The 19,908-nt window shown below is 64.1% G+C and carries 18 protein-coding genes; 9 read left to right on the plus strand and 9 right to left on the minus strand.

Features of this window, described 5'->3' with window-relative positions:
• Positions 1-29: 29 nt before the first annotated feature.
• Complete coding sequence (locus HAP54_RS03505; protein WP_224741392.1) at positions 30-905, minus strand: LysR family transcriptional regulator; 876 nt, start codon at positions 903-905, stop codon at positions 30-32.
• A gap of 398 nt (positions 906-1,303) precedes the next feature.
• Here HAP54_RS03505 and HAP54_RS03510 point away from each other — a divergent pair, with 398 nt between their 5' ends.
• The 4 genes from HAP54_RS03510 (at position 1,304) to HAP54_RS03525 (ending at position 4,954) form a co-directional block, all read left to right on the plus strand.
• On the plus strand, positions 1,304-1,717 hold the full coding sequence (locus HAP54_RS03510) for a TadE/TadG family type IV pilus assembly protein (RefSeq protein WP_166298772.1): 414 nt from the start codon (positions 1,304-1,306) through the stop codon (positions 1,715-1,717).
• Between the two features lie 42 nt (positions 1,718-1,759).
• Entirely contained in the window at positions 1,760-2,824 is a 1,065-nt protein-coding gene (locus HAP54_RS03515) for an IS630 family transposase (RefSeq protein WP_166204319.1), read from the plus strand.
• A gap of 14 nt (positions 2,825-2,838) precedes the next feature.
• Positions 2,839-4,509 (plus strand): pilus assembly protein TadG-related protein, encoded by a 1,671-nt coding sequence (locus tag HAP54_RS03520; protein WP_166298773.1) that lies wholly within the window; start codon positions 2,839-2,841, stop codon positions 4,507-4,509.
• Positions 4,510-4,663: 154 nt separating this feature from the next.
• On the plus strand, positions 4,664-4,954 hold the full coding sequence (locus HAP54_RS03525; RefSeq protein ID WP_339156826.1) for a PilZ domain-containing protein: 291 nt from the start codon (positions 4,664-4,666) through the stop codon (positions 4,952-4,954).
• Between the two features lie 126 nt (positions 4,955-5,080).
• On the opposite strand, the gene HAP54_RS03530 is transcribed toward HAP54_RS03525, so the two are convergent.
• Entirely contained in the window at positions 5,081-5,266 is a 186-nt protein-coding gene (locus tag HAP54_RS03530) for a hypothetical protein (protein ID WP_165126033.1), read from the minus strand.
• Positions 5,267-5,387: 121 nt separating this feature from the next.
• Between HAP54_RS03530 and hemE the strand changes: the two genes are divergently transcribed.
• The gene (gene hemE, locus HAP54_RS03535; RefSeq protein ID WP_166298775.1) at positions 5,388-6,434 is read left to right on the plus strand and encodes a uroporphyrinogen decarboxylase; all 1,047 of its coding nucleotides are present in this window, start codon (positions 5,388-5,390) and stop codon (positions 6,432-6,434) included.
• Positions 6,435-6,620: 186 nt separating this feature from the next.
• Here the strand turns inward: hemE and HAP54_RS03540 are convergent, their stop codons facing one another.
• From HAP54_RS03540 to HAP54_RS03550, 3 genes are all read right to left on the minus strand, one after another.
• A complete protein-coding gene (locus HAP54_RS03540; RefSeq protein ID WP_166298776.1) occupies positions 6,621-8,234 on the minus strand; it encodes a GMC family oxidoreductase in 1,614 nt (537 codons plus the stop codon).
• A gap of 77 nt (positions 8,235-8,311) precedes the next feature.
• Entirely contained in the window at positions 8,312-9,901 is a 1,590-nt protein-coding gene (locus HAP54_RS03545; RefSeq protein WP_166298777.1) for a bifunctional 3-(3-hydroxy-phenyl)propionate/3-hydroxycinnamic acid hydroxylase, read from the minus strand.
• Position 9,902: 1 nt separating this feature from the next.
• Positions 9,903-10,898: a VOC family protein gene (locus HAP54_RS03550; protein WP_166298778.1), complete on the minus strand. Its 996-nt coding sequence runs from the start codon at positions 10,896-10,898 to the stop codon at positions 9,903-9,905.
• A gap of 278 nt (positions 10,899-11,176) precedes the next feature.
• On the opposite strand from HAP54_RS03550, the gene HAP54_RS03555 reads away from it, so the two are divergent.
• Complete coding sequence (locus tag HAP54_RS03555) at positions 11,177-13,138, plus strand: putative bifunctional diguanylate cyclase/phosphodiesterase (protein WP_166298779.1); 1,962 nt, start codon at positions 11,177-11,179, stop codon at positions 13,136-13,138.
• A gap of 32 nt (positions 13,139-13,170) precedes the next feature.
• Here HAP54_RS03555 and HAP54_RS03560 read toward each other — a convergent pair whose 3' ends face one another.
• Genes HAP54_RS03560 through HAP54_RS03570 form a run of 3 tightly spaced genes read right to left on the minus strand, consistent with a single transcriptional unit; the run spans position 13,171 to position 15,974 of the window.
• The gene (locus HAP54_RS03560) at positions 13,171-14,151 is read right to left on the minus strand and encodes a PDR/VanB family oxidoreductase (RefSeq protein WP_166298780.1); all 981 of its coding nucleotides are present in this window, start codon (positions 14,149-14,151) and stop codon (positions 13,171-13,173) included.
• 12 nt (positions 14,152-14,163) lie between these two features.
• Entirely contained in the window at positions 14,164-14,916 is a 753-nt protein-coding gene (locus HAP54_RS03565; protein WP_166298781.1) for a GntR family transcriptional regulator, read from the minus strand.
• Between the two features lie 8 nt (positions 14,917-14,924).
• Positions 14,925-15,974, minus strand: coding sequence for an aromatic ring-hydroxylating dioxygenase subunit alpha (locus HAP54_RS03570; protein ID WP_166298782.1), 1,050 nt, complete (start codon positions 15,972-15,974; stop codon positions 14,925-14,927).
• A gap of 193 nt (positions 15,975-16,167) precedes the next feature.
• Here HAP54_RS03570 and HAP54_RS03575 point away from each other — a divergent pair, with 193 nt between their 5' ends.
• The 3 genes from HAP54_RS03575 (at position 16,168) to HAP54_RS03585 (ending at position 18,232) form a co-directional block, all read left to right on the plus strand.
• A complete protein-coding gene (locus HAP54_RS03575) occupies positions 16,168-16,881 on the plus strand; it encodes a GntR family transcriptional regulator (protein WP_248114277.1) in 714 nt (237 codons plus the stop codon).
• Positions 16,882-16,941: 60 nt separating this feature from the next.
• A complete protein-coding gene (locus tag HAP54_RS03580) occupies positions 16,942-17,661 on the plus strand; it encodes an ABC transporter substrate-binding protein (protein WP_224741391.1) in 720 nt (239 codons plus the stop codon).
• 133 nt (positions 17,662-17,794) lie between these two features.
• Positions 17,795-18,232, plus strand: coding sequence for a hypothetical protein (locus tag HAP54_RS03585; RefSeq protein ID WP_166202962.1), 438 nt, complete (start codon positions 17,795-17,797; stop codon positions 18,230-18,232).
• Here the strand turns inward: HAP54_RS03585 and tnpC are convergent, their stop codons facing one another.
• A complete protein-coding gene (tnpC, locus tag HAP54_RS03590) occupies positions 18,233-19,816 on the minus strand; it encodes an IS66 family transposase (protein ID WP_166215215.1) in 1,584 nt (527 codons plus the stop codon).
• Positions 19,817-19,908: the final 92 nt, after the last annotated feature.

Genomic DNA, 19,908 nt, shown 5'->3' on the forward strand with positions numbered 1-19,908 from the left:
CAATGCGGCGGCGGCGGATTACATGTTGCTCACCTGCCGGACCGGCTTCGCGCCGGCGAAGAACAGGCTCGACAACCGCTGCACCATCGCCGTCGCGCGACTTCCTTCGAGGCCCGGGCGGAACACAGCAGGCGCTTCTGCACCGGAAGCTCCGGCAGATAATAGTCCTTCGCCGAAACCAGGAAGGGCGGGATCATCCGCTCGGGGCACGCGGTCAGGCCATATCCGGCCCGCGCGGCTTCCAGTCGCAGCTGGTGGTTCGGGCTCCTGAACACGATCTTGTAGGAGATGTTGTGTTTGGTGAGCGTCCGGATCATCCAGTCGTCACCCGGCCACGCCAGGATCGGGATTGGCGCGCCCGGCCTGAGCACAAAATCGCGGGATCGCACCCAAACCGACCGTTCGTCGGCCTCGGCGGCGATCGTCACCTCGTCCTCGTTCTCCAGCGAAGGATTGCTGTAGACGAAGGCGATATCGATGTAGCCGTCGATCAATCCTCTGATCACGGCTGGCGACATGTCCGCGTGAAGCAGGACGTCGCCGAGCGCCTCGGCCGGATGAAGCTTGAGGAATTCCTCGGCGAGCATCGTGCTGATTCCGAGCCGCAGCGGCTGCGGTCCCTCATGACTGCCGCCCAACCGAAGCAATTGATCGTTCGCTTCGAGAATACGCCTCGCCTGCTGCACGGCGACCTTGCCGAGTTCGGTGGTGGTGGTGCCGTTTGCCGTTCTGACGAAGAGTGCGCCGCCGATCAGGCTTTGCAGTCGCTTGACCTGCGAACTGATCGCCGGCTGGCTGAGGCCGAGACGTTCCCCGGCCTTCGACAGGCTTCCCGTCTCAGCGATCGCAACGACGGTGCGGACGATCTCAGTAGGAATATTCAAATGCTGACGTGGTCTGTGCATCGAGAGCGCTCCAATCTCAGCCCGTGACGCAATTCCAATCTCCCCAGTATGCCAATCACCTATACTAACATTTGGTTGCACTTTCGTTTAGCTACAATTTGCCGCGACGACGCTTCTATTGCGGGCCATATGTATTGTTACGTGCATTTCCACGTAGGGCTACGGTATCAGACGACTGCATCTGCACACGCACGCAGCACCGCAGCGCCATCGAACCCCGGATTTCTGCGGAGACGGCATCAAATATTGTGATCACCCCATAAGGCATCGCGCGCCCGATCAATCCTGGTGCTGCCATTCATCTGAATTGACGTCACTGATTCGCGGAAGCGTTTTCATAGTTTTCCTTAATCAAAGCCTCGCAACGTGACGCGGTAGTTTGCGTCTCGAGGTGTTCCATGCCCAGGTTTTTTCGCTGTCGAAGCGGCGCGTCCGCAGTCGAATTCGCGCTCATGCTGCCACTTTTTCTCGCCTTCATTTTTGGCATCATCGTTTTCGGCTCGTATCTCGCGATGGTGCATGGCGTTCAGCAACTCGCCGCCGAAGCGGCGCGGTCGTCTATCGCAGGAATGACCGACACCGAGCGCAACAGCCTCGCGACGAGCTACGTCACCGCCAACGCATCCACCTATCCGTTGCTCGTTCCCGCAAATCTCACGGTCAATGCCGCGCCGTCGGCGGCGAACGCGAACGTCTACGTCGTGACGGTCAACTACAACGCGGCCGGCAACTTCATCTACAGCCTGCCTTTCGTACCCAAGCCCGCGAGCACCATCGTCCGCTCCGCGGCGATTCAGTACGGAGGATTCTAGTACCTACTGTTCTTAAAGCGTGAGTCGTGATTCAAGGTCGGGATGATACCCGAAGCAAGAGAAGTCCACCTTTCGAGGAAAGATCGCAAGGTGCTTGAGGCGTGTTGCCGCTCCCCGGTGACGTTGCAGCGCGATTTGAAGCGGGCGCGGATAGTTCTGTTGGCGGCGGATGGACGCAGCACTCGGTCGATCGCCAAGGAAGTTGGGGTCCAGCCGCGGATTGTCAGCCTTTGGCGGCATCGCTATGCCGACCAAGGCCTTGAAGGGCTGCAAGACAAGCCGCGACCGGGCAAGCAGCCAATCTATACGAAGGCCACCGACAAGCGGATTCTGAAGCTGCTGGACAAGCCGCCGCCGGACGGGTTCGCACGCTGGACCGGGCCCCTGCTGGCCGGGGCGCTGGGCGATGTTGACGTCCAATATGTCTGGCGGTTCCTGCGCAGCCACAAGATTGACCTCGCGGCTCGTAAGTCCTGGTGTGAGAGCAACGACCCGAACTTTACGGCCAAAGCCGCCGATGTTGTCGGCCTCTATGTCGCCCCGCCCGCGAAGGCCATTGTGCTGTGCGTGGACGAGAAGCCCTCGATCCAGGCTTTGGAGCGAGCGCAGGGTTATCTGAAGTTGCCCAATGGCCGCGCCTTGACCGGCCAGAGCCACGATTACAAGCGGCATGGCACCACAACATTGTTTGCGGCGCTCGAAGTCGCCACCGGAAAGATCATCGCGGCGCATTCAAAACGCCGACGCCGCGTCGAGTTTCTCGACTTCATGAACAGCGTCACCGCGGCTTTTCCGAACCGGAAGCTTCACGTCATCCTCGACAACCTCAACACCCACAAGAAGAACGAGCATTGGCTCAAGGCCCACCCCAACGTGCAATTTCATTTCACGCCGACAAGTGCGTCTTGGCTCAATCAGGTCGAGGTATGGTTTTCGATCTTGCAGGGGCAGTCGCTCAGCGGCACCTCCTTCACAAGCCTCACGCAGCTTCAGGAGCACATCGATGCCTACGTCAACGCATACAACGACAGAGCCGAGCCCTTCGTCTGGACCAAGAAAAAGGTCCGTCAACGCCGTTTCAAAGGCCGCCGTATCACTCAGCTCTGATTCTGGGTACTAGGATGACGGCCATGCTGATGCTGATGCGTCGCTTCGGTGCCGATGAACGCGGAAACTTCACGATGATCAGCGCCGGCCTGATGACGCTCGTGATCGGGTGCGCCGGGCTTGCAATCGATCTCGGCACGATCTTCGCCGACCGCCGCAAGACCCAGAGCACCGCCGATCTCGCCGCAATCGTCGCCGCCGCCAACCTGAACAATCCGGTCAACGCCGCCACCGCGACGGTGACACAGAACAACTATCCGGCCAGCGCGGTGGTCAAGGTTGAGACGGGGACCTACACCGCAAACAGCGCCGTCGCGCCACAGGCCCGTTTCGTGACCCCGGCGGTCGGCATTCCCAACGCCGCGCGTGTCACGCTGAATACCCAGACCCCGCTCTATTTCGCACGCTACATCACCGGCGCGAGCAGCTTCACGATCAGGACCACCGCCACCGCGACGTCGACCGAAATGGCGTCGTTCGCGATCGGCTCGCGGCTGCTCTCGGTCAACGGCGGCGTGCTCAATGCGATGCTCGGTTCGATGCTCGGCACCACGCTGTCGCTCTCGGTGATGGACTACAATTCGCTGATCAGCGCGAAGATCGACGCGCTGGATTTCCTGTCGGCGCTGGCGACGCGGGTCAACCTGACCGGCGTCACCTATAGCGACCTGCTGAGCAGCAACATCAAGGTCGGCGACATCATGGCGGCCGCGCTGACCACGCAGCAGATCACCAACGGCGCGGGCGCCGCGACGACCGCGCTGTCGACGATCTCCCAGGCCGTCACCGGCTCCTCAACCAAGATTACGCCCGGAACACTGGTCGACCTCGGCCCCTTTGCCAACCTGACGGTCGGGCAGAAACCCAAGGTTGGCGCCAGTATTTCGGTATTCGACCTCGTTAGCACCGTGGCGCAGATCGCGAACGGGAACCATCAGATCGCTACCTCGGTCAATCTCGGCCTGCCCGGCATCGCCAACGTTTCCGTGATCGCAACGATCGGCGAGCGCCCGGTCGGCTCGAGCTGGATCGCGATGGGCACCCAGGGCGTGAGCGTGCACACCGCGCAGACCAGGATCCTGGCGACGGTCAATGTTCTCGGCTCCGGCGCCGTTTCCGCGATCAACCTCCCGGTCTATGTCGAGATCGCCTCGGGCACCGCGACGCTCAACGCGGTGTCCTGCGGCCATCCGAACATCAACACGTCGCAGGTGACGGTCGGCGTGACACCCGGGATCGTGGATGCATGGATCGGCAATGTCACGATGGCCGATATGACCAACTTCACGACCAAGCCAAACCCACCACCGGTGACGCTGGTCAATCTCGGTCTCGTCACCGTCACCAGCCTCGCCCATGCCGGCATGGGCAACACCACGCCGACCAACGTCAATTTCAGCTACAGTGACATCCAGTCGGGAACCAAGAAGACGGTGACGACGACCAACTTCCTTACATCGCTGACGAGCACGCTGCTCGGCAACCTCTCGCTCACGATCACCGTCGGCCCGCTCGGGCTTCCGATCCCGGGATTGGGCGCGCTGGTCATGAGCATCCTGAATGGCGTGACGAGTCCAATCGATCAGGTGCTGGCATCCCTGCTCGCGACGCTCGGCATCGGGCTCGGCCAGGTCGACGTCTGGGTGCTCGGCGTCCGCTGCGACGGCGCGGTGCTGGTGAACTAAAGCATGGTCCGGAAAAGTGCCAAGAAAAGTACCAGGCGGTTTTCCGAAGAGATATTGCTCAAGCAAGGGACGAAAGCGCGGTGACGATTCAACCAAATCTCATCGCGCTGTAGGGGAACGATCGCGACTGCATCATCGGGGGTAGTAGACTGCCGTGAGTACAACAATAAGAAGATACAAGACGGACAGCCAGCGGACAGTCCTGATGAAGCGCGGAACCATCTTCTTCCGCAACACCAGCGTCGGATGCGTTGTGCTCAATCTCTCGACCGGCGGCGCTGGGCTCGCGGTGGAAAGCGACGATGCACTCCCGTTTGCGCTCGATCTCGAGATCGAGAGCGAGCCGATCCGACGGCACTGCATTCTGGTCTGGCGTCTGGAGCGCCGGCTCGGCGTGACCTTCGAATATGACCGGATGCAGCGCCCCGAAGGCGGCCCCATCTAGTCCATCCCGACGATCGCGCTCCAGATCAAGGGCGCGTCCGCGCTGAGCCACCGCCGCGCCGCGACCCATTCGCCGCATGGTTGAACCCAACTCGCATCGTGGTTAGCAACCGCTGGGATATACCAGCTAATTGTCCCGATTGCCGTCGTGCTTCGACGGTGCCGGCTGCGTCGCGCTGACCGGATCGGAGGCCGGGAACGTATCCTCCAATCCCTCCTTGAGCCGGCTGCGGGCCTTGCGGTCGGCAGCCTGCGCCTCGTGCGGCTTCTCGGCATGCTTGTCATGTGCGGCAGGATCGAATTTCTCGGCCATGTCGTTCCTCCATTCCCCGGAACAACGCGCCCACGCAAACCGGGGTTCCAGAACCGCCTTGGCCCATTACGCCGCAGCGTGTATCAAGAGCGCAAATTTGACCTGATCAGGAACTTTCCCCGTGCCGCAGGATCCCGCGAAGAAGCCGCTCATCGACGTCCTGTCGGGCCACCGGCGGCCCGTGCCGCCGCTCTGGATGATGCGGCAGGCCGGCCGCTATCTGCCGGAATACCGCGAGTTGCGCGCCAAGGCCGGCGGCTTCCTGGATCTGTGCTTCACGCCCGAATTCGCGGCCGAGATTACCCTGCAGCCGATCCGCAGGTTCAATTTCGACGCCGCGATCATCTTCTCCGACATCCTGGTGATCCCCTATGCGCTCGGGCGTTCGGTGCGCTTCGAGGCCGGCGAAGGGCCGCGGCTCGATCCGCTGGCAACCCCCGGAGAGATCGCCGCGCTGGCAACGCAGGCCGATTTCGGCAAGCTCGAGCCGGTCTTCGAAGCGCTACGCCGCGTCCGCCGCGAGCTTGCGCCTGACATTGCGCTGATCGGCTTCTGCGGCGCGCCATGGACGGTCGCGACCTACATGGTGGCCGGACAGGGCACGCCGGACCAGGCGCCCGCGCGGATGCTCGCCTACCGCCATCCGGACGCATTCGCCAAGATCATCGACGTCCTGGTCGAGAACTCGATCCACTATCTCGTCGGCCAGCTGAAAGCCGGCGCCGATTGCCTGCAGATCTTCGACACCTGGGCCGGCGTGCTGCCGCCACGCGAGTTCGCCCGCTGGTCGGTCGAGCCGACCCGGCGCATCGTTGCCGGGGTCCGCAAGCGGGTCCCCGGTGCCCGGATCATCGGCTTTCCGCGCGGCGCCGGCGGCATGCTGCCGGCCTATATCGACCAAACCGCCGTCGATGCCGTCTCGATCGATTGGGCAACCGAGCCGTCGATGATCCGCGAACGCGTGCAGAGCCGCGTCGCCGTGCAGGGCAATCTCGATCCGCTGGCGCTGATTACCGGCGGCGCCGCGCTCGACCGCGCGGTGGACGATGTGCTGGAGAATTTCGGCAAGGGGCGGCTGATCTTCAATCTCGGCCACGGCATCCTGCCGGAAACGCCGATCGCCCATGTCGAACAGATGGTCGCGCGGGTACGCGCGCATAAGGGCTGAGCGTCGCAGCTTCGTAGCCCACTTTGTCACCGTCACCCTGAGGAGACCGCGCAGCGGTCGTCTCGAAGGGTCGACGGCCCGAGTCTGGCCACGAGTGAAGAGTGCCGCACCGCGAAACATCGGGGCCGTGCATCCTTCGAGACGCGCGCAAGAGCGCGCTCCTCAGGATGACGGAACTGAGGACTCCTACCTCGCATCCTCCAAAATCATATCCGACGCCTTTTCCGCGATCATGATCGTCGGCGCATTGGTATTGCCCGACATCAGGTCCGGCATGACAGACGCGTCGACCACGCGCAGGCCATCGACGCCGCGCACCTTGAGCCGCTGGTCGACGACCGCGAGCGGATCGTTGCCCATCCGGCAGGTCGAGGTCGGGTGATAGACCGTGCTGCCGGTGCGGCGGCAGAAATCCAGCAGGTCGTCGTCGCTGACCACCTTGGCGCCGGGATCGACCTCTCCGACCGAGTATGACTTCAGCGCCGGCGCGGCCAAAATCTTGCGCAGGATGCGGATGCCGTCGATGAAGGCGCGGCGATCGGTCTCGGTCGCCAGATAGTTGATGCGGATTTCCGGCGGCACGCTCGGGTCCGCGCTCCTGATCTTCAGCGAGCCGCGGCTTTCCGGGCGCAGCTGGCAGACCGAGGCGGTGAAGCCCGAGAACGGATGCAGCTTCTCGCCCATCTTGTCGGTCGAGAACGGCAGGAAGTGGATCTGGATGTCGGGCGACGCCAGCCGCGGGCTGGTCTTGAAGAACGCGCCCGACGTGCCGGCGGCAATCGTCAGCGGCCCCTTGCGCAGCGCCGCGTAACGCAGCCCGGCCATGACGCGGCGCACCGGATGGTTGATAACATCGTTCAGCGTGACGGTCTGCGCGCAGCGCGTGACGATGCGCACCTGCATGTGGTCCTGCAGGTCGTTGCCGACACCGGGCGCATCGAGCACGATGTCGATGCCGTGCTGTTTCAAGAGATCGGCGGGGCCGACACCGGAGAGCTGCAGCAATTGCGGCGAGTTGTACGCGCCGCTCGACACCAGGATCTCCTTGCGCGCCTTGGCTCTTCGCAAGAGACCGTCCTGCTTGTACTCGACGGCGCTCGCGCGCTTGCCGTCGAACAGGATGCGCTGCGCCAGCGCCGAGGTCTCGACATGCAGATTGCCGCGCGTCAGTGCAGGCCGCAGATAGGACCGCGCCGTGCTGGCGCGCCGGCCGCGCCGCGTCGTGGTCTGGAAGAAGCCCGCGCCCTCCTGGGTCGCGCCGTTGAAATCCGGATTGGTCGGAATGCCGACCTCGGCCGCGGCATGAACGAAGGCTTCCGACAACGGATCATGATGCCTCCAGTCCGATACCGGCAGCGGTCCATCAGTGCCGTGGTACTTGTCGCCGCCGCGCTGTTGATCCTCTGCCTTCCTGAAATAGGGCAGGACGTCGTCATAGCCCCAACCGGCATTGCCGCGCTGGCGCCAGCGGTCGTAGTCCTCGTGCTGGCCGCGGACATAGAGCAGGCCGTTGATCGAGCTGGAGCCGCCGAGCACCTTGCCGCGCGGCTGGAACACCTGCCGCCCGTTGAGACCCGGCTCGGGCTCGGTCTGGTACATCCAGTTGACGGATTTTTCCTTGAACAGCTTGCCGTAGCCGAGCGGGACATGGATCCAGATGTTGGTGTCCTTTGGCCCGGCCTCGAGCAGCAGCACCGAGTGCCTGCCGTCGGCGCTCAGGCGGCTGGCAAGCACACAACCGGCCGAGCCGGCGCCGACGATGACGTAGTCATACTCCGCCGCATCATTCTTGTTGTTCACTGGTTTCCCCCGGCAAGTCTTTTTTCCGCAGACTGTGTTTCTTCCGGTGGTACAGAGAAAGCGCCGCCTTGAAAAGCCTAGCGCCCTGCGCTGAGGTTCTGGAGCAGTTGCTCGACAAGCATATTGAGCTCGCCGGCACCGCCGGCGGCACCGAAGACGTAGCGGTCGGGCCGGACGATCACCGCCGCGGCGCCATGTTGCCGCATCCAGTCGGCGAACAGGCCGTCGCGCTCGACCACGGTCAGGATACCGTTGGCGTCGGTGCTTTCGCCTGATGCGGTGATGACGACGCGCTCGCCGGCGAGATGCCGCCAGGCGGCACAGGACGTCTCCGACAGCCACGCCATCGGCTCGGCTGCCATCGCTACGATCGCAAATTCCGGCTTCAGCAGATCGTCGAGCCGGCAAGTCCGCCCGTCCGGCGCACGCACATGCGGCTGCACGAACAGCCGCCCGGCAAGATCGGCATCGCGCGCGATCAGACCGGACACGAGATCGGGGATGAATTTCTGCCTGATGGTTTCGGCCTTGCCGGCCTTGAGGTCGGCGCGCAGCCGCACGTCGCGCTCAGTGGCAGCCTCAGGATCGAGTTCGCCGATGATCTTGCCGAACTCCTTGGCGCTGGCGACGACGGCGCGGACATGCGGCTTGCGCTCGATCTCGTAGCTGTCGAGCAGCGCATCGTCGGCATCGCCACGGAGAACCAGCCTCAGCTTCCAGGCAAGGTTCACGGCATCGCGGATGCCTGCGCACAGCCCCTGCCCGAGGAACGGCGGCGTCTGGTGCACGGCGTCCCCCATCAGCAGCACGCGGCGGTCGCGCCAGCGCCCGCCGAGCAGCGCGTGGAAACGATAGACCGCCGAGCGCCAGATCGTGAGGTCGGAGATGTCGGTGAAGCCTTTCAGCAGCTTCACGACGTTGTCGGGCACGCCGGCCAAATCGGGATCCTCGCCCGGCAACAGCTTGATCTCCCAGCGCCGCAGATTGCGCGGCCCCGGCACAAAGGTGCCGGGTCGCGACGGCCAGCAATACTGGAAACTCCGGGACGGCCGTTTGGCGGGCTCGCTGGTCAGCGTGTCCACCACCATCCACCATTCATCGAAGGCGAGGTCTTCCAGGCCGATGCCGAGTCGTTTGCGCACAAAACTGTTGGCGCCATCACAGCCGACCAGATAGCGCGCGCGGATCAAGAACTCCTCGCCGGACTCGCGCCGCGCCGTCAGCGTCACCGCGTTCTCATCCTGCTGCAGCGCCACGCCGGCGGCCGCAAGGAGAACGTCGGCATGCGGATATTCGGCGAGCTTGTCGCGCAGCGCCTGCTCGACATCCGGCTGCACGAAGGTGACGTTCGGAATCCAGCCGAGCGGAAACGGCGGCGGCATCGGGTCGAAGATCTTGATGATCTCACCGTCGACGCCGAGATAATGCGAACCGTTGTGCGGGGCGATCGCCTGCTCCATGAAATCGCCGAGCCCGATCGCCTGCAGCACGCGCAGTGCCTCATGATCGAGCGTGATCGCGCGCGGCTTGTCGTAGATGTCGACGACACGCTCGACGACGGCGATCCTCAAGCCGGCTTTCGCCAGCAGATTGGCGAAGATCGCACCGACCGGCCCGAGCCCGACGATGGCCACGTCATAGATGGGAGTAGCGATCGATGATGCCATGCTACTTCGCGAGGTAACTCTCGAGCGTCAGCGGCTTCGGTTTCACCTCTGGCTCGCAGATCGCGACATCGGCGAACGGTGTCGCCTCCTCGAACCAGGCCTGCCGCGCCGGCAGTCCCCATGGAAACGAAATTTTGTGGTCGGAGGGGTCCCAGCCGATCGGTTCGTTCTCGATGTCCATGATCTGGTAGTGCGTGTTGAACAGCTCGACGCGATGCCCGTCGGGATCGCGCATGTAGACATACATCGCGTGTCCCGGTCCGTGCCGCCCCGGGCCGCGTTCGACGGCCGCGCCATAGCCGAGCTCGCCGGCGATATCGCAGGCGTTGAGCAAATGATGAACCTCGGGCGCGAGATACGCGAGATGGTGCAGCCGCGGTCCCGCCCCATTGAAGAACACGATGTCGTGCGGATTGCCCTTGCGCTGCAGGAACACGCCGCGCAGATCGAACGTCCCCGCCGGCGCGATATATTCGCTGAGCCGAAAGCCTGCCGCGGTGTAAAACTCGCAAGCCTTGCGCACCTCCGGCGTCAGCACCTGCGTGTGATCGAGCCGCAGCGCCGAGCCGCCGGCATGGCGGGTGAACTTGGTAATCATGCGCGGCAGCACCGGCATGGTCGCGCAGAACTCCAGCGGCGTTCCGGCCGGATCGTTGGCCTGCAGGGTGCGGCCCTGATGCGGCACATCGACCCAGGCGGTCCGGCAGCCATGGGCTTCGAAGAAGGCCTTGAGCCGGTCGAGGTCATCGTCCTGGAAGACCCGCAGGCCGAGCCGTGCACAGGCCGCGCCTTCGCCCTTGCGCAACACAAGGCTGTGATGACAGGCCTCGTCCACGCCGCGGAAGTAGAGCGCATCGCCCTCCTCCGCGGTCAGGATCAGCCCGATCACCTTTTCGTAGAACTGACGGCTCGCCGCGAGATCACGGACGGTGAGGACGACATGGCTGGCCCGCGTGATACGGAACCCGGGATCGTGGTTCGTGGTCGGGAGGCTCATGCGCACCTTCTGGTTTGCCGGTCACGGGAACCAAAGACATTGCTCAAGTCATTGCGAAGAACCGGCGGGGGATCAAGCAGCGTGGCGCCCGGCAGGCTTTGCCGGTCCGTGAGGTCGCGTCACGCATTTGTATCGATTTGTTAGCAATGCGCGCGGGTGGAACCAAAACGTGAGCCCGCGGTGGCTCGGTCCGTTCCAATAGTTCATAGTTTGTCAAAGGTTTGCAGAGAATTCTTCGCCACTGCGCCATAGCCAAACCGCGCAGCCAATGTAGCGAGATGCGTACCTATCTCAGATCATATATCGCCAACTTGTTCGCAGGCGACCTCGCGGCCTTCGGTGCACCACCGACGGATGAAGCGCTTGCCGGTCACATCCGCGCCGAGCAGGTTTCGCTCGTCCTCGGCTATTCCTTCGGCATCATGCTGGCCAACGCATGCAACGCGCTGGTGCTCGCCGTTGCATTGTGGCAATCGCCGGATTGGGCCTTCGCGCTGATCTGGGCCGCCGCCGTGAGCAGCGCAGCGCTGTTCTTCGGGCTGCAAGCGCGCGCAGCGCGCCGCATCGCCAAGCCGCAATTCGTGTCGCGCCGAACCATGTACCGGCTGGTGCGCAATGCGCTGGCGCTCGGAGCGGCCTGGGGCATCGTTCCGGTCGCCTTCTTCGCCAATGCATCAAGCGGCGCGCAACTGGTGATCACCTGCCTGTGCGCCGGAATGCTGGCCGGCGGCGCCTTCGCCTTCTCGACCATCCCGATCGCCGCGATTGCATTCACCGCGCCGATCTTCGTCGGCACCGCGATGTGCCTCGGCAGGGACGGCGACTTCGTCTATCTCCTGTTGGCCGTCCTCGTTCTGGTCTACGGCTCCGTGCTGCTGCGCGGCGTGTTCGTCAACGCGTTCGAGTTCAGGCGGCGGATCATCGCCCAGCACGAGGCCGAACGGACCGTACGGCAGGATCCGCTGACCCATCTGCCGAACCGCGTCGCCTTCAATGAGGCGCTCAACGGCGCGCTGAACCGGCTGGCGCGCTCAGGCGAGGAATTCGCCGTGCTGCTGCTCGACCTTGATCGCTTCAAGGAGGTCAACGACAGGTTCGGCCATCCCGCGGGCGACGAATTCCTGGTGCAGGTTGCGGCCCGGTTGCAGCGCTGCACGCGCGCTGCCGAGCATGTCGCGCGGATCGGCGGCGATGAATTCGCGCTGATCATGTCCAACCTGACCAGGCCCGAGGATGCGCTCGCGATCGCCGAGCGGTTCGTCGCGGCCTTTGCCGATCCGTTTACGATCGACGGGTTCGAGATCAACGGAATGCTCAGCATCGGCATCGTGCTCGCGCCGCGGGACGGCAGCACGTCGCACGATCTGCTCAAGCACGTCGACATCGCGCTCTACCGGGGGAAGAAATCCGGCCCCGGCACCATCTGCTTCTTCGAGGCCAGCGACGACCAGTCCGCGCGCGACCGACGCGCCCTGCAGCGGGATCTGGAACAGGCCATCGAGGCCGACCAGCTGTTCCTCGTCTACCAACCGTTCCTCGACATCCGCAAAGGCCGCGTCACCGGCTTCGAGGCGCTGTTGCGCTGGCAGCATCCGACGCGTGGCCTGATCCCGCCGAGCGTCTTCATTCCGATTGCCGAGGAGAGCGGGCTGATCCACCAGCTCGGCGAATGGGTGATCCGCCGCGCCTGCGCGATGCTGGCGCGCTGGCCTGATGACATCAGGATCGCGGTCAACTTCTCCGCGGTCCAGTTCCAGAACGTCGGCATCCTGCAGACCATCGTCGAGGCGCTTGCCAAGGCGAACGTCACGCCGAACAGGCTCGAAATCGAGATCACCGAGTCGATGCTGATCTCGAAATATGGATCGGCGCCCGCGATCCTGAACGGGCTGCTCGAGCTCGGGCTGACGGTCGCGCTCGACGATTTCGGCACCGGATTCTCGTCACTGACCTATCTGCGCAAGCTGCCGTTCAGCCGCATCAAGATCGATCAATCCTTCATCCGGGACATGCTCACCCAGCCGGATTGCGCCGCGATCGTCAAATCGGTGATCGGCCTCGCGCAGGACCTGCAGATCGGCGTGGTGGCCGAAGGCGTCGAGACCGCGGATCAGCTCGAATATCTGCGCCAGACCAGTTGCGACGAAGTTCAGGGCTATCTGATCGGCCGACCGATGTCGGCCAGCGAGATCACGGCCCTGCTCGATCACGATCCGCAGCACTCGGTGCACGCGGCGTAGCCCTGATCGAATGCCGTGACCGGTCGAGCCTGTTAGAGCGCGTCGGCCCGATGCAGGGTGTCGACCGTGATGGTGCCGCGGGCACGCGAGACGCACGCGCAGATCTTGCGGCTCTCTTGCTTCTGGTGGTCGCTGAAGAAGACGTCGCGATGGTCGATTTCGCCGTCGACATCGACGACGTCGAGCGCGCAGACGCCGCATTCGCCGCGCCGGCAGTCGCTCATCACCTCGTGGCCGGCCTCGTTGAGCACATCCAGCAGCGAGCGGTCGCGCGGGACCACGAACTCGGTCCCTTGGCCCCTGAGCCGCACGCGGAACGTCTCGGTCGGCAGCAACCCGCTCGATCCGAAGGTCTCGTAGCGCAGGTCGGACATCGGGTGGCCCGACGCCTCCCAGGCGCGCCGCGCCGCATCCAGCATCCGCATCGGGCCGCAGAACAACGCCATCGTCTCCGGCGGCAACGCCGCGAACACACTGTCGAGGTCGAGCCGGCTGCCCTCGTCGCCGGCATGAACGACAAGGCGGTCGCCGAGCAGCTGTTCGAGCAGGTCGAGGTACGCCGCATCGCTGCGCGTGCGTACGGCATAGTGCAGCGTCACGCCGGCGTCGCGGCGGGCCAGCGCCTGTGCCGCGCCGACGATCGGCGTGATGCCGATGCCACCCGCGATCAGGCAGAACTGCCGCCGCGTCCAGTCGAGCTGAACCAGCGAGGCCGGCAGCGTGATGATGAGCCGCGCCCCCGGCGCGAGCGACCACATATAATGCGAGCCGCCGCGGGAATCCGGCGCTCGCCGCACCGCGATCCGATAGCCTTGCGGATCGACTTCGCCGACCAGCGAATAGGACCGTGTTTGCGGCTGGCCTTCGATGGTGACGCCGACATTGATATGGCTGCCGACGGGGTAAGGCGCGGCAGCAAAGCCGTCGGGGCGCAGCAGGAATTCGCGGATGCCGGGCGTGAGGTCGTGCGTCGCGAGCAGCGTGGCGGAGGTCCAGGTTTCGATGAATCGCATGGTACGCTCCGCTCAGCCGGCCGCCGAATTGATCAGCGCCAGCGCCGGCAGCAGATCGAGATGGGTGCGGTTGCGCAGCGCCAGCCGCAGATTGCGTGCCGCAAGCCGGGCATGCTCGCGCATGATCGCCTCGGCGCGCGCGCCCTCGCGGTTCTCGATGGCGTCGACCACCACGCGATGATGGTCCTGCGCAATCAGCAGGATCTGGCGCGCCTCGGGCAACGCCGATTGCGCCATCACGAAGCCGCTCGGCGAGGCGAACGGCAGCGCCGAGGCGCGGTCGATCTGCCGGATCAGCGGCGGACTGCGCGACAGCTCGGTGAGCAGCGCGTGGAAGCGCGCGTTGAGCGCGACATAGGACGAAAAGGCTTCCATCGAGATCGGATCCTGCCGCACCAGGCCGTCGATCTCGCTGAGGCATTGCTTCAGCGGCTCGAGATCGCGCGACGAGACGCCGCGCTCGGCGGCAAAGCGTGCAGCCAGCCCCTCGAGCGTGCCGCGCAGCTCGATCGAATCGAGAATGTCGCGCTCGGAGAATGCCTTGACCATGAAGCCGCCGGACGGGATCGCTTCCAGCAGGCCTTCCTCTTCCAGCCGGACCAGCGCCATCCGCACCGGCGTGCGCGACACCCCGGTGATCTCGACCGCCTGCAGTTCCGAGATGCGCTCGCCCGGTCGCAGCCGGCCGGAGAGAACCAGGTCGCGCAGCGCAAGCTGCGCCCGCACGGTCTGTGACACTGAGCGATCGGCTTCGCGTTCCGCCATGGCTTGGCCTATTCCGCCGCCTGCAGCTGCTGCGGCGGATTTTCCTTCGCCACCATGCGGTCGATGACGCGCCGCGCCCACATCGCGCCGGCATCGATGTTGAGATTGTAGAACACGCGGTCCGGATTCTCGTCCATCGCGCGCTGCTGCGCCTCCAGGATGATCTCGTCCTCGTGGAAGATGCCGGCGACGCCGTCGCGGATCTCCGAGGTCAGGCGCTGCTCGGTGATGCGGTGATTGCGGACGAAGGCCCAGAAATAATGACAGGTCTTCTCGGTCTCCGGCGTGATGGTGTTGAGCACATAGCCGTTGACGCCCTGCGAGCGATCGCCCTCCGGCGCGCCCGATCCGGCCGGCGCGACGCCGACGTCGATATTGACGGTGCATGGCGCCTCGAAGCGGATGATCTGCCAGCGATCGACCGGGCCCTGCTTCTGCAACTGCTTGGCCCAGAACGGCGGTGGCTCGATGCCCTTCATCCAGCGCGTCACGGTGACGGTCTTGTCGCCATGGGTGACGTCGAACGGCGCCTCCGCGACCGCATCATTGCCGATGCTCGAGCCGTGCACGAAGGTCTCGTGCGTCAGATCCATGAGATTGTCGACGACCAGGCGATAGTCGCATTTGACGTGAATGGTCTTGCCGTCGCCGGCCCAGGCCGGATCGTGGTTCCAGTGCATGTCGGGCACCAGCGCGGGATCGGCCAGCGCGGGATCGCCCATCCAGAGCCAGATGAAGCGGTGGCGCTCGACGACGGGATAGGCGCGCACGCAAGCCGACGGATTGATGGTCTCCTGCGAGGGCATGAAGGTGCAGCGGCCCTGCGCATTGTATTTCAGGCCGTGATAGCCGCAGACCACGGCGTCGCCGTCGAGCCGGCCCTTGGAGAGCGGCACCAGGCGATGCCAGCAGGCATCCTCAAGCGCCACGACCTCGCCGTCGCCCTTCCGGTACATCACGACATGCTTGCCGCAGATCGTCCGCGGCAACAGCGCGTGCTTGATCTCGGCATCCCAGCCGGCCGCGTACCACGCGTTCATTGGAAAGGGACTTTGCACGGGATCCTCCCTACGATGAATTCTTCTTGTATACATTAATGCCGATCCTTCAGCAAGTTTCGACGGTATTTCCACTGAAATTCATTCTTTCAGTATACAGAATACTCATGAATTGACCGATCCAGTACGGAAAATCGATTTTCGATTGACGGCAAAAAGGCCGTCGGCCAGTCTGCCGGCCATGAACATCGGGTTGAGTTTTCGCGAGGGCTTGGCCGGCGACGGGCCGCGAAGCCTGACATCGGCGGTTCAGGAGCGGCTGCGGGCCGACATCCTGTCGACCCGGCTGCTTCCCGGCCAGAAGCTGCACATCGCCGGCCTCGCCAAGCAGTTCTCGGTCAGCCTCGCCGCTGTCCGCGAGGCGTTGTCGCGATTGGTGGCCGACGGCCTGGTGCAGGCCTCCGACCAGCGCGGCTTTCGCGTCTGCCCGGTCTCGCTCGCCGATCTCGCCGACGTCACGCAGACCCGGATCGACATCGAGGGACTGGCGTTGCGGCGCTCGATCGAGCGCGGCGACCAGGCCTGGCTGCACTCGGTCTCGGCCGCTTGGGAGGCGCTGAAGGCCGTTCCCCATCGCTATCCTGACGATCCGACCGTGCACTACGAAGAATGGGTGGCTCGCCACCGCATCTTCCATCGCGCGCTGGTCAATGCCTGCGGCTCGCAATGGCTGCTCGGCTTCCGCGATGTGCTGCATGAGCAGAGCGAGCGCTATCGGCGGCTTTCGATCCGCCGCGAGGTCGGCAGGACGCGCGACGTCGAAGCCGAGCACGCCGCGATTGTGGAGGCTGTCTTGGCACGCGATGCGGATGCGGCCGTTAGCGCATTGTCAAAGCATTTTGGCATCACCAGGGAATTCGTCGAGCTCGCTGCTCCGCGCATTGCGGAGGTCAACGGCACCACCTGATTCTGCGGAGCGCGACGCGCCGAAAATAACAACAATCGATAATCCGGGAGAAACAGAACCATGAGCATCACGCGCCGCCGCGCGCTGGCAACCCTGATCGCCACCACTCTGCTGGCTGGCCCCGCCTATGCTGCCGAAACGATCCGCGTCGGCCTGCCCACCAAGACCTATTGGCCGACGACCATCGCCGAGACCGCGGTCCGGCAAAAACTGTTCGAGAAGGAAGGCATCAAGGCCGAGCTGACCGTCTACCGCAGCGGCGCCGAGACCTTCGAGGGCATGGCTGCTGGCGCAGCTGACATCATCCTCGATCCGCCGTCGCTGGTATCAGCCGGCCGCAAGAAGGGCGTGATGTCGCGGATCGTCGCCAATGCCGCGATGGGCAATTTCGGCTGGCAACTGATGGTGCCGGCCAAGTCGACGCTCGAGGTCAAGGATCTCAACGGCAAGAAGGTCGGGATCACCGCAGCAGGCTCCGGCTCCGACCTGCTCGCGCTCTGGACGATCCAGGACAGGAAGATCGATTTCACCCGCGTGCCGGTCGGCGGCGGCGGCCTGGTGCCGAACCTGCTCGCCGGCAATGTCGATGCCGCCGTCGTCTATTCGCCGCTGAGCTTCCAGGTCGCCAAGTCGGGCGAAGCCAAGACCATCCTCGACTATGCGACCGCGGCACCGCCGAACCTCACCGCGGGCTGGATCGTGCTCGACAAGTTCGCCGAGGCCAAGCCGGAGGTGGTCCAGAAGGCCGTGCGCTCTATGGCGCCGTGCAATTCATGGTGAGCGTCACGAGAGGATCACGGGTGCCTGGGCTTGACTTGCGCGGAATGCTCTGGATAGCGCGGTCGGGATGATTGACGCCGCCGGCGCGCGGTGATGGGTTGATCCCGGTTCGGAGCGGGCAACGGGGATCAGAATGACCAGCGAGTCGCAGCTGCGCGAGAAGCTTCGGAAGATCGAGGCGTTGTTCGTGGGGGCCGGAACTGCTGGTGAGCGCCTTGCAGCGGAAGCCGCGCTGCAGCGGGTGCGGGCCCGGGTCGAGGAACTTGCTCGCCACGATCCACCGATCGAACAGCAATTCTCACTTCCCGACCAGTGGTCTCGGCACCTGTTTCTGGCGCTTTGCCGCCGATATGGGCTGCGGCCGTTTCGTTATCGCCGACAGCGACGTAACACGGTGATGGTCCGTGCGTCACGGGGCTTCGTTGATCGAGTCCTGCTGCCCGAGTTCACCGAGCTGGAGGGTGCGCTGCAAGTGTATCTGCACGAGGTAACGCTGCGCGTGATCCGCGAAGAGATCTACGACGACGCCAGCGATGCGCAGGAAGTTCCCGACGCCGTGCCGTCGAACTGATCAAGCGGCGAGCTTTGGCTCCGAACCATCGCGCTCGGCTTTCCAATTCCACGGCAGCAGCGTGTTCAGCTGATTGATCTTGGTACGTCCGGAGACGATGCGCTCGAGAACATCAGTAAAATAGTGCCGTGGGTCGATGTCGTGAAGCTTTGCGGAGTTGATGAGTGATGCGAGAGTGGCCCAGGTTTCGGCGCCGCCCTCACTGCCTGCGAACAGATAGTTTTTCTTTCCCAGCCCGATCGGCTTGATGCTGCGTTCGACCGTATTGCTGTCGATCTCGATGCGCCCATCATCGATGAATCGCGTCAGGCCATCCCAATGGTTGAGGGTGTAGCGGATCGCCTTGCCAAGGCCGGATTTCTTCGAGACTTCCAGCAGTCGCGCCTCGAGCCAGGGCTTGAAGTCCTCGATCAGCGGTCTGGTGTCGGATTGTCGCACCGCAGCTCGCTGCGTCGCCGGCAAACCGCGAATGCGATCCTCAATGGCGTAGAACATCGCGATCCGCTGCAGCGCTTCCGCGGCAATCGGCGATTTCGTCGCGATGTGGACGTCCCAGAACTTCCGCCGCGCATGCGCGAAGCAGAACGCCAGTTGTACCAGACGGCCGCCGTTTTTAATCAGCCCCTTGTACCCGGCGTAGCCGTCGACCTGCAGGATGCCGTCGTAGTCTCCAAACAGCTGCCTGGCGCGGATTGCCTTGCGATCCTCGGCGAACACGTAGACTACTGCCGGCGGCGCCGGGCCGCCCCACGGGCGGTCGTCGGTGGCGATCGCCCAGAACTGGCAGACTTTGGTTCTGCCACGGCCGGGATCGAGAACTGGCAGCGGCGTCTCGTCGGCAAACAGCCGCGGGTAGGACATCACTGCGCGGCGCAACAGCGCGTGAAGCGGCTTCAGCCACCAGGCGACGCGGCCCATCCACGAGGCCAGCGTTTGCCGGTCGAGCGTGATGCCTTGGGCGGCAAACATCTGTTCCTGGCGATACAGCGGCAGCTGGTAGCCGTATTTCATCACCGCGACGTGGGCCAGCAAGGCTTCCGTCACCATTCCACCGTCGATCGCCTGGGCCGGCGCGGGTGCCTGCAGAACACCCTGGCGGCATCCCCGGCAGCCGTACCGTGGACGCATGATGCGCTTGACCCGGTACTGCATCGGAATGACGTCGAAGGCTTCCTTGACGGTCTCCCCGATCTTGTGCAGCTGCTCGCCGCAGCAAGGGCAGATGTGGCTCTCGATATCGATCACGACATCGATGCGCGGCAAATGCTCCGGAAGCTTCCCCCGGTTGCGTCGCGCCGGTCGCTTTCCACGGCCCTCCGCTCCGTCAGGCAGCCTGCCTCCGGTCACGTCGTCGTTGGCGGCGGCACGAACCGCCTGTGCCCTGATGGTGAAGAGAGACAGCTGTCCGATATCCAGTGTCTCGGAGCGCGGACCGAAGATCGTGCGCTTGTACTGGGACAGGATCATCAGGAGCTTGTCGTTCTCCTGGATCGCAGCGTCGCGTTGGGCGATCGCTGCATCACGCTCGGTCGCCAGCGTGCTGCATTCCTCCGACAACGCCGCAAGCCGTGACGATAGCGTCATCACGGCTTGTCGGAGCAATGCTGGATCGGAAGGCAAATCACTCATGCAGAGCGATTCTACAACAACTCCGCATGAGTGACGAACGACTCTTG

The organism is Bradyrhizobium sp. 2S1 (genome assembly GCF_011516625.5).
GTDB lineage: Bacteria > Pseudomonadota > Alphaproteobacteria > Rhizobiales > Xanthobacteraceae > Bradyrhizobium > Bradyrhizobium septentrionale.

What these genes read in the sequence shown, in the direction of transcription:
- HAP54_RS03505 (WP_224741392.1), bottom strand. Translation starts at nt 905, where the DNA reads ATGCACAGACCACGTCAGCATTTGAATATTCCTACTGAGATCGTCCGC.
- HAP54_RS03510 (WP_166298772.1), top strand. Translation starts at nt 1,304, where the DNA reads ATGCCCAGGTTTTTTCGCTGTCGAAGCGGCGCGTCCGCAGTCGAATTC.
- HAP54_RS03515 (WP_166204319.1), top strand. Translation starts at nt 1,760, where the DNA reads ATGATACCCGAAGCAAGAGAAGTCCACCTTTCGAGGAAAGATCGCAAG.
- HAP54_RS03520 (WP_166298773.1), top strand. Translation starts at nt 2,839, where the DNA reads ATGACGGCCATGCTGATGCTGATGCGTCGCTTCGGTGCCGATGAACGC.
- HAP54_RS03530 (WP_165126033.1), bottom strand. Translation starts at nt 5,266, where the DNA reads ATGGCCGAGAAATTCGATCCTGCCGCACATGACAAGCATGCCGAGAAG.
- HAP54_RS03545 (WP_166298777.1), bottom strand. Translation starts at nt 9,901, where the DNA reads ATGGCATCATCGATCGCTACTCCCATCTATGACGTGGCCATCGTCGGG.
- HAP54_RS03550 (WP_166298778.1), bottom strand. Translation starts at nt 10,898, where the DNA reads ATGAGCCTCCCGACCACGAACCACGATCCCGGGTTCCGTATCACGCGG.
- HAP54_RS03555 (WP_166298779.1), top strand. Translation starts at nt 11,177, where the DNA reads ATGCGTACCTATCTCAGATCATATATCGCCAACTTGTTCGCAGGCGAC.
- HAP54_RS03560 (WP_166298780.1), bottom strand. Translation starts at nt 14,151, where the DNA reads ATGCGATTCATCGAAACCTGGACCTCCGCCACGCTGCTCGCGACGCAC.
- HAP54_RS03565 (WP_166298781.1), bottom strand. Translation starts at nt 14,916, where the DNA reads ATGGCGGAACGCGAAGCCGATCGCTCAGTGTCACAGACCGTGCGGGCG.
- HAP54_RS03580 (WP_224741391.1), top strand. Translation starts at nt 16,942, where the DNA reads ATGAGCATCACGCGCCGCCGCGCGCTGGCAACCCTGATCGCCACCACT.
- HAP54_RS03585 (WP_166202962.1), top strand. Translation starts at nt 17,795, where the DNA reads ATGACCAGCGAGTCGCAGCTGCGCGAGAAGCTTCGGAAGATCGAGGCG.
- tnpC (WP_166215215.1), bottom strand. Translation starts at nt 19,816, where the DNA reads ATGACGCTATCGTCACGGCTTGCGGCGTTGTCGGAGGAATGCAGCACG.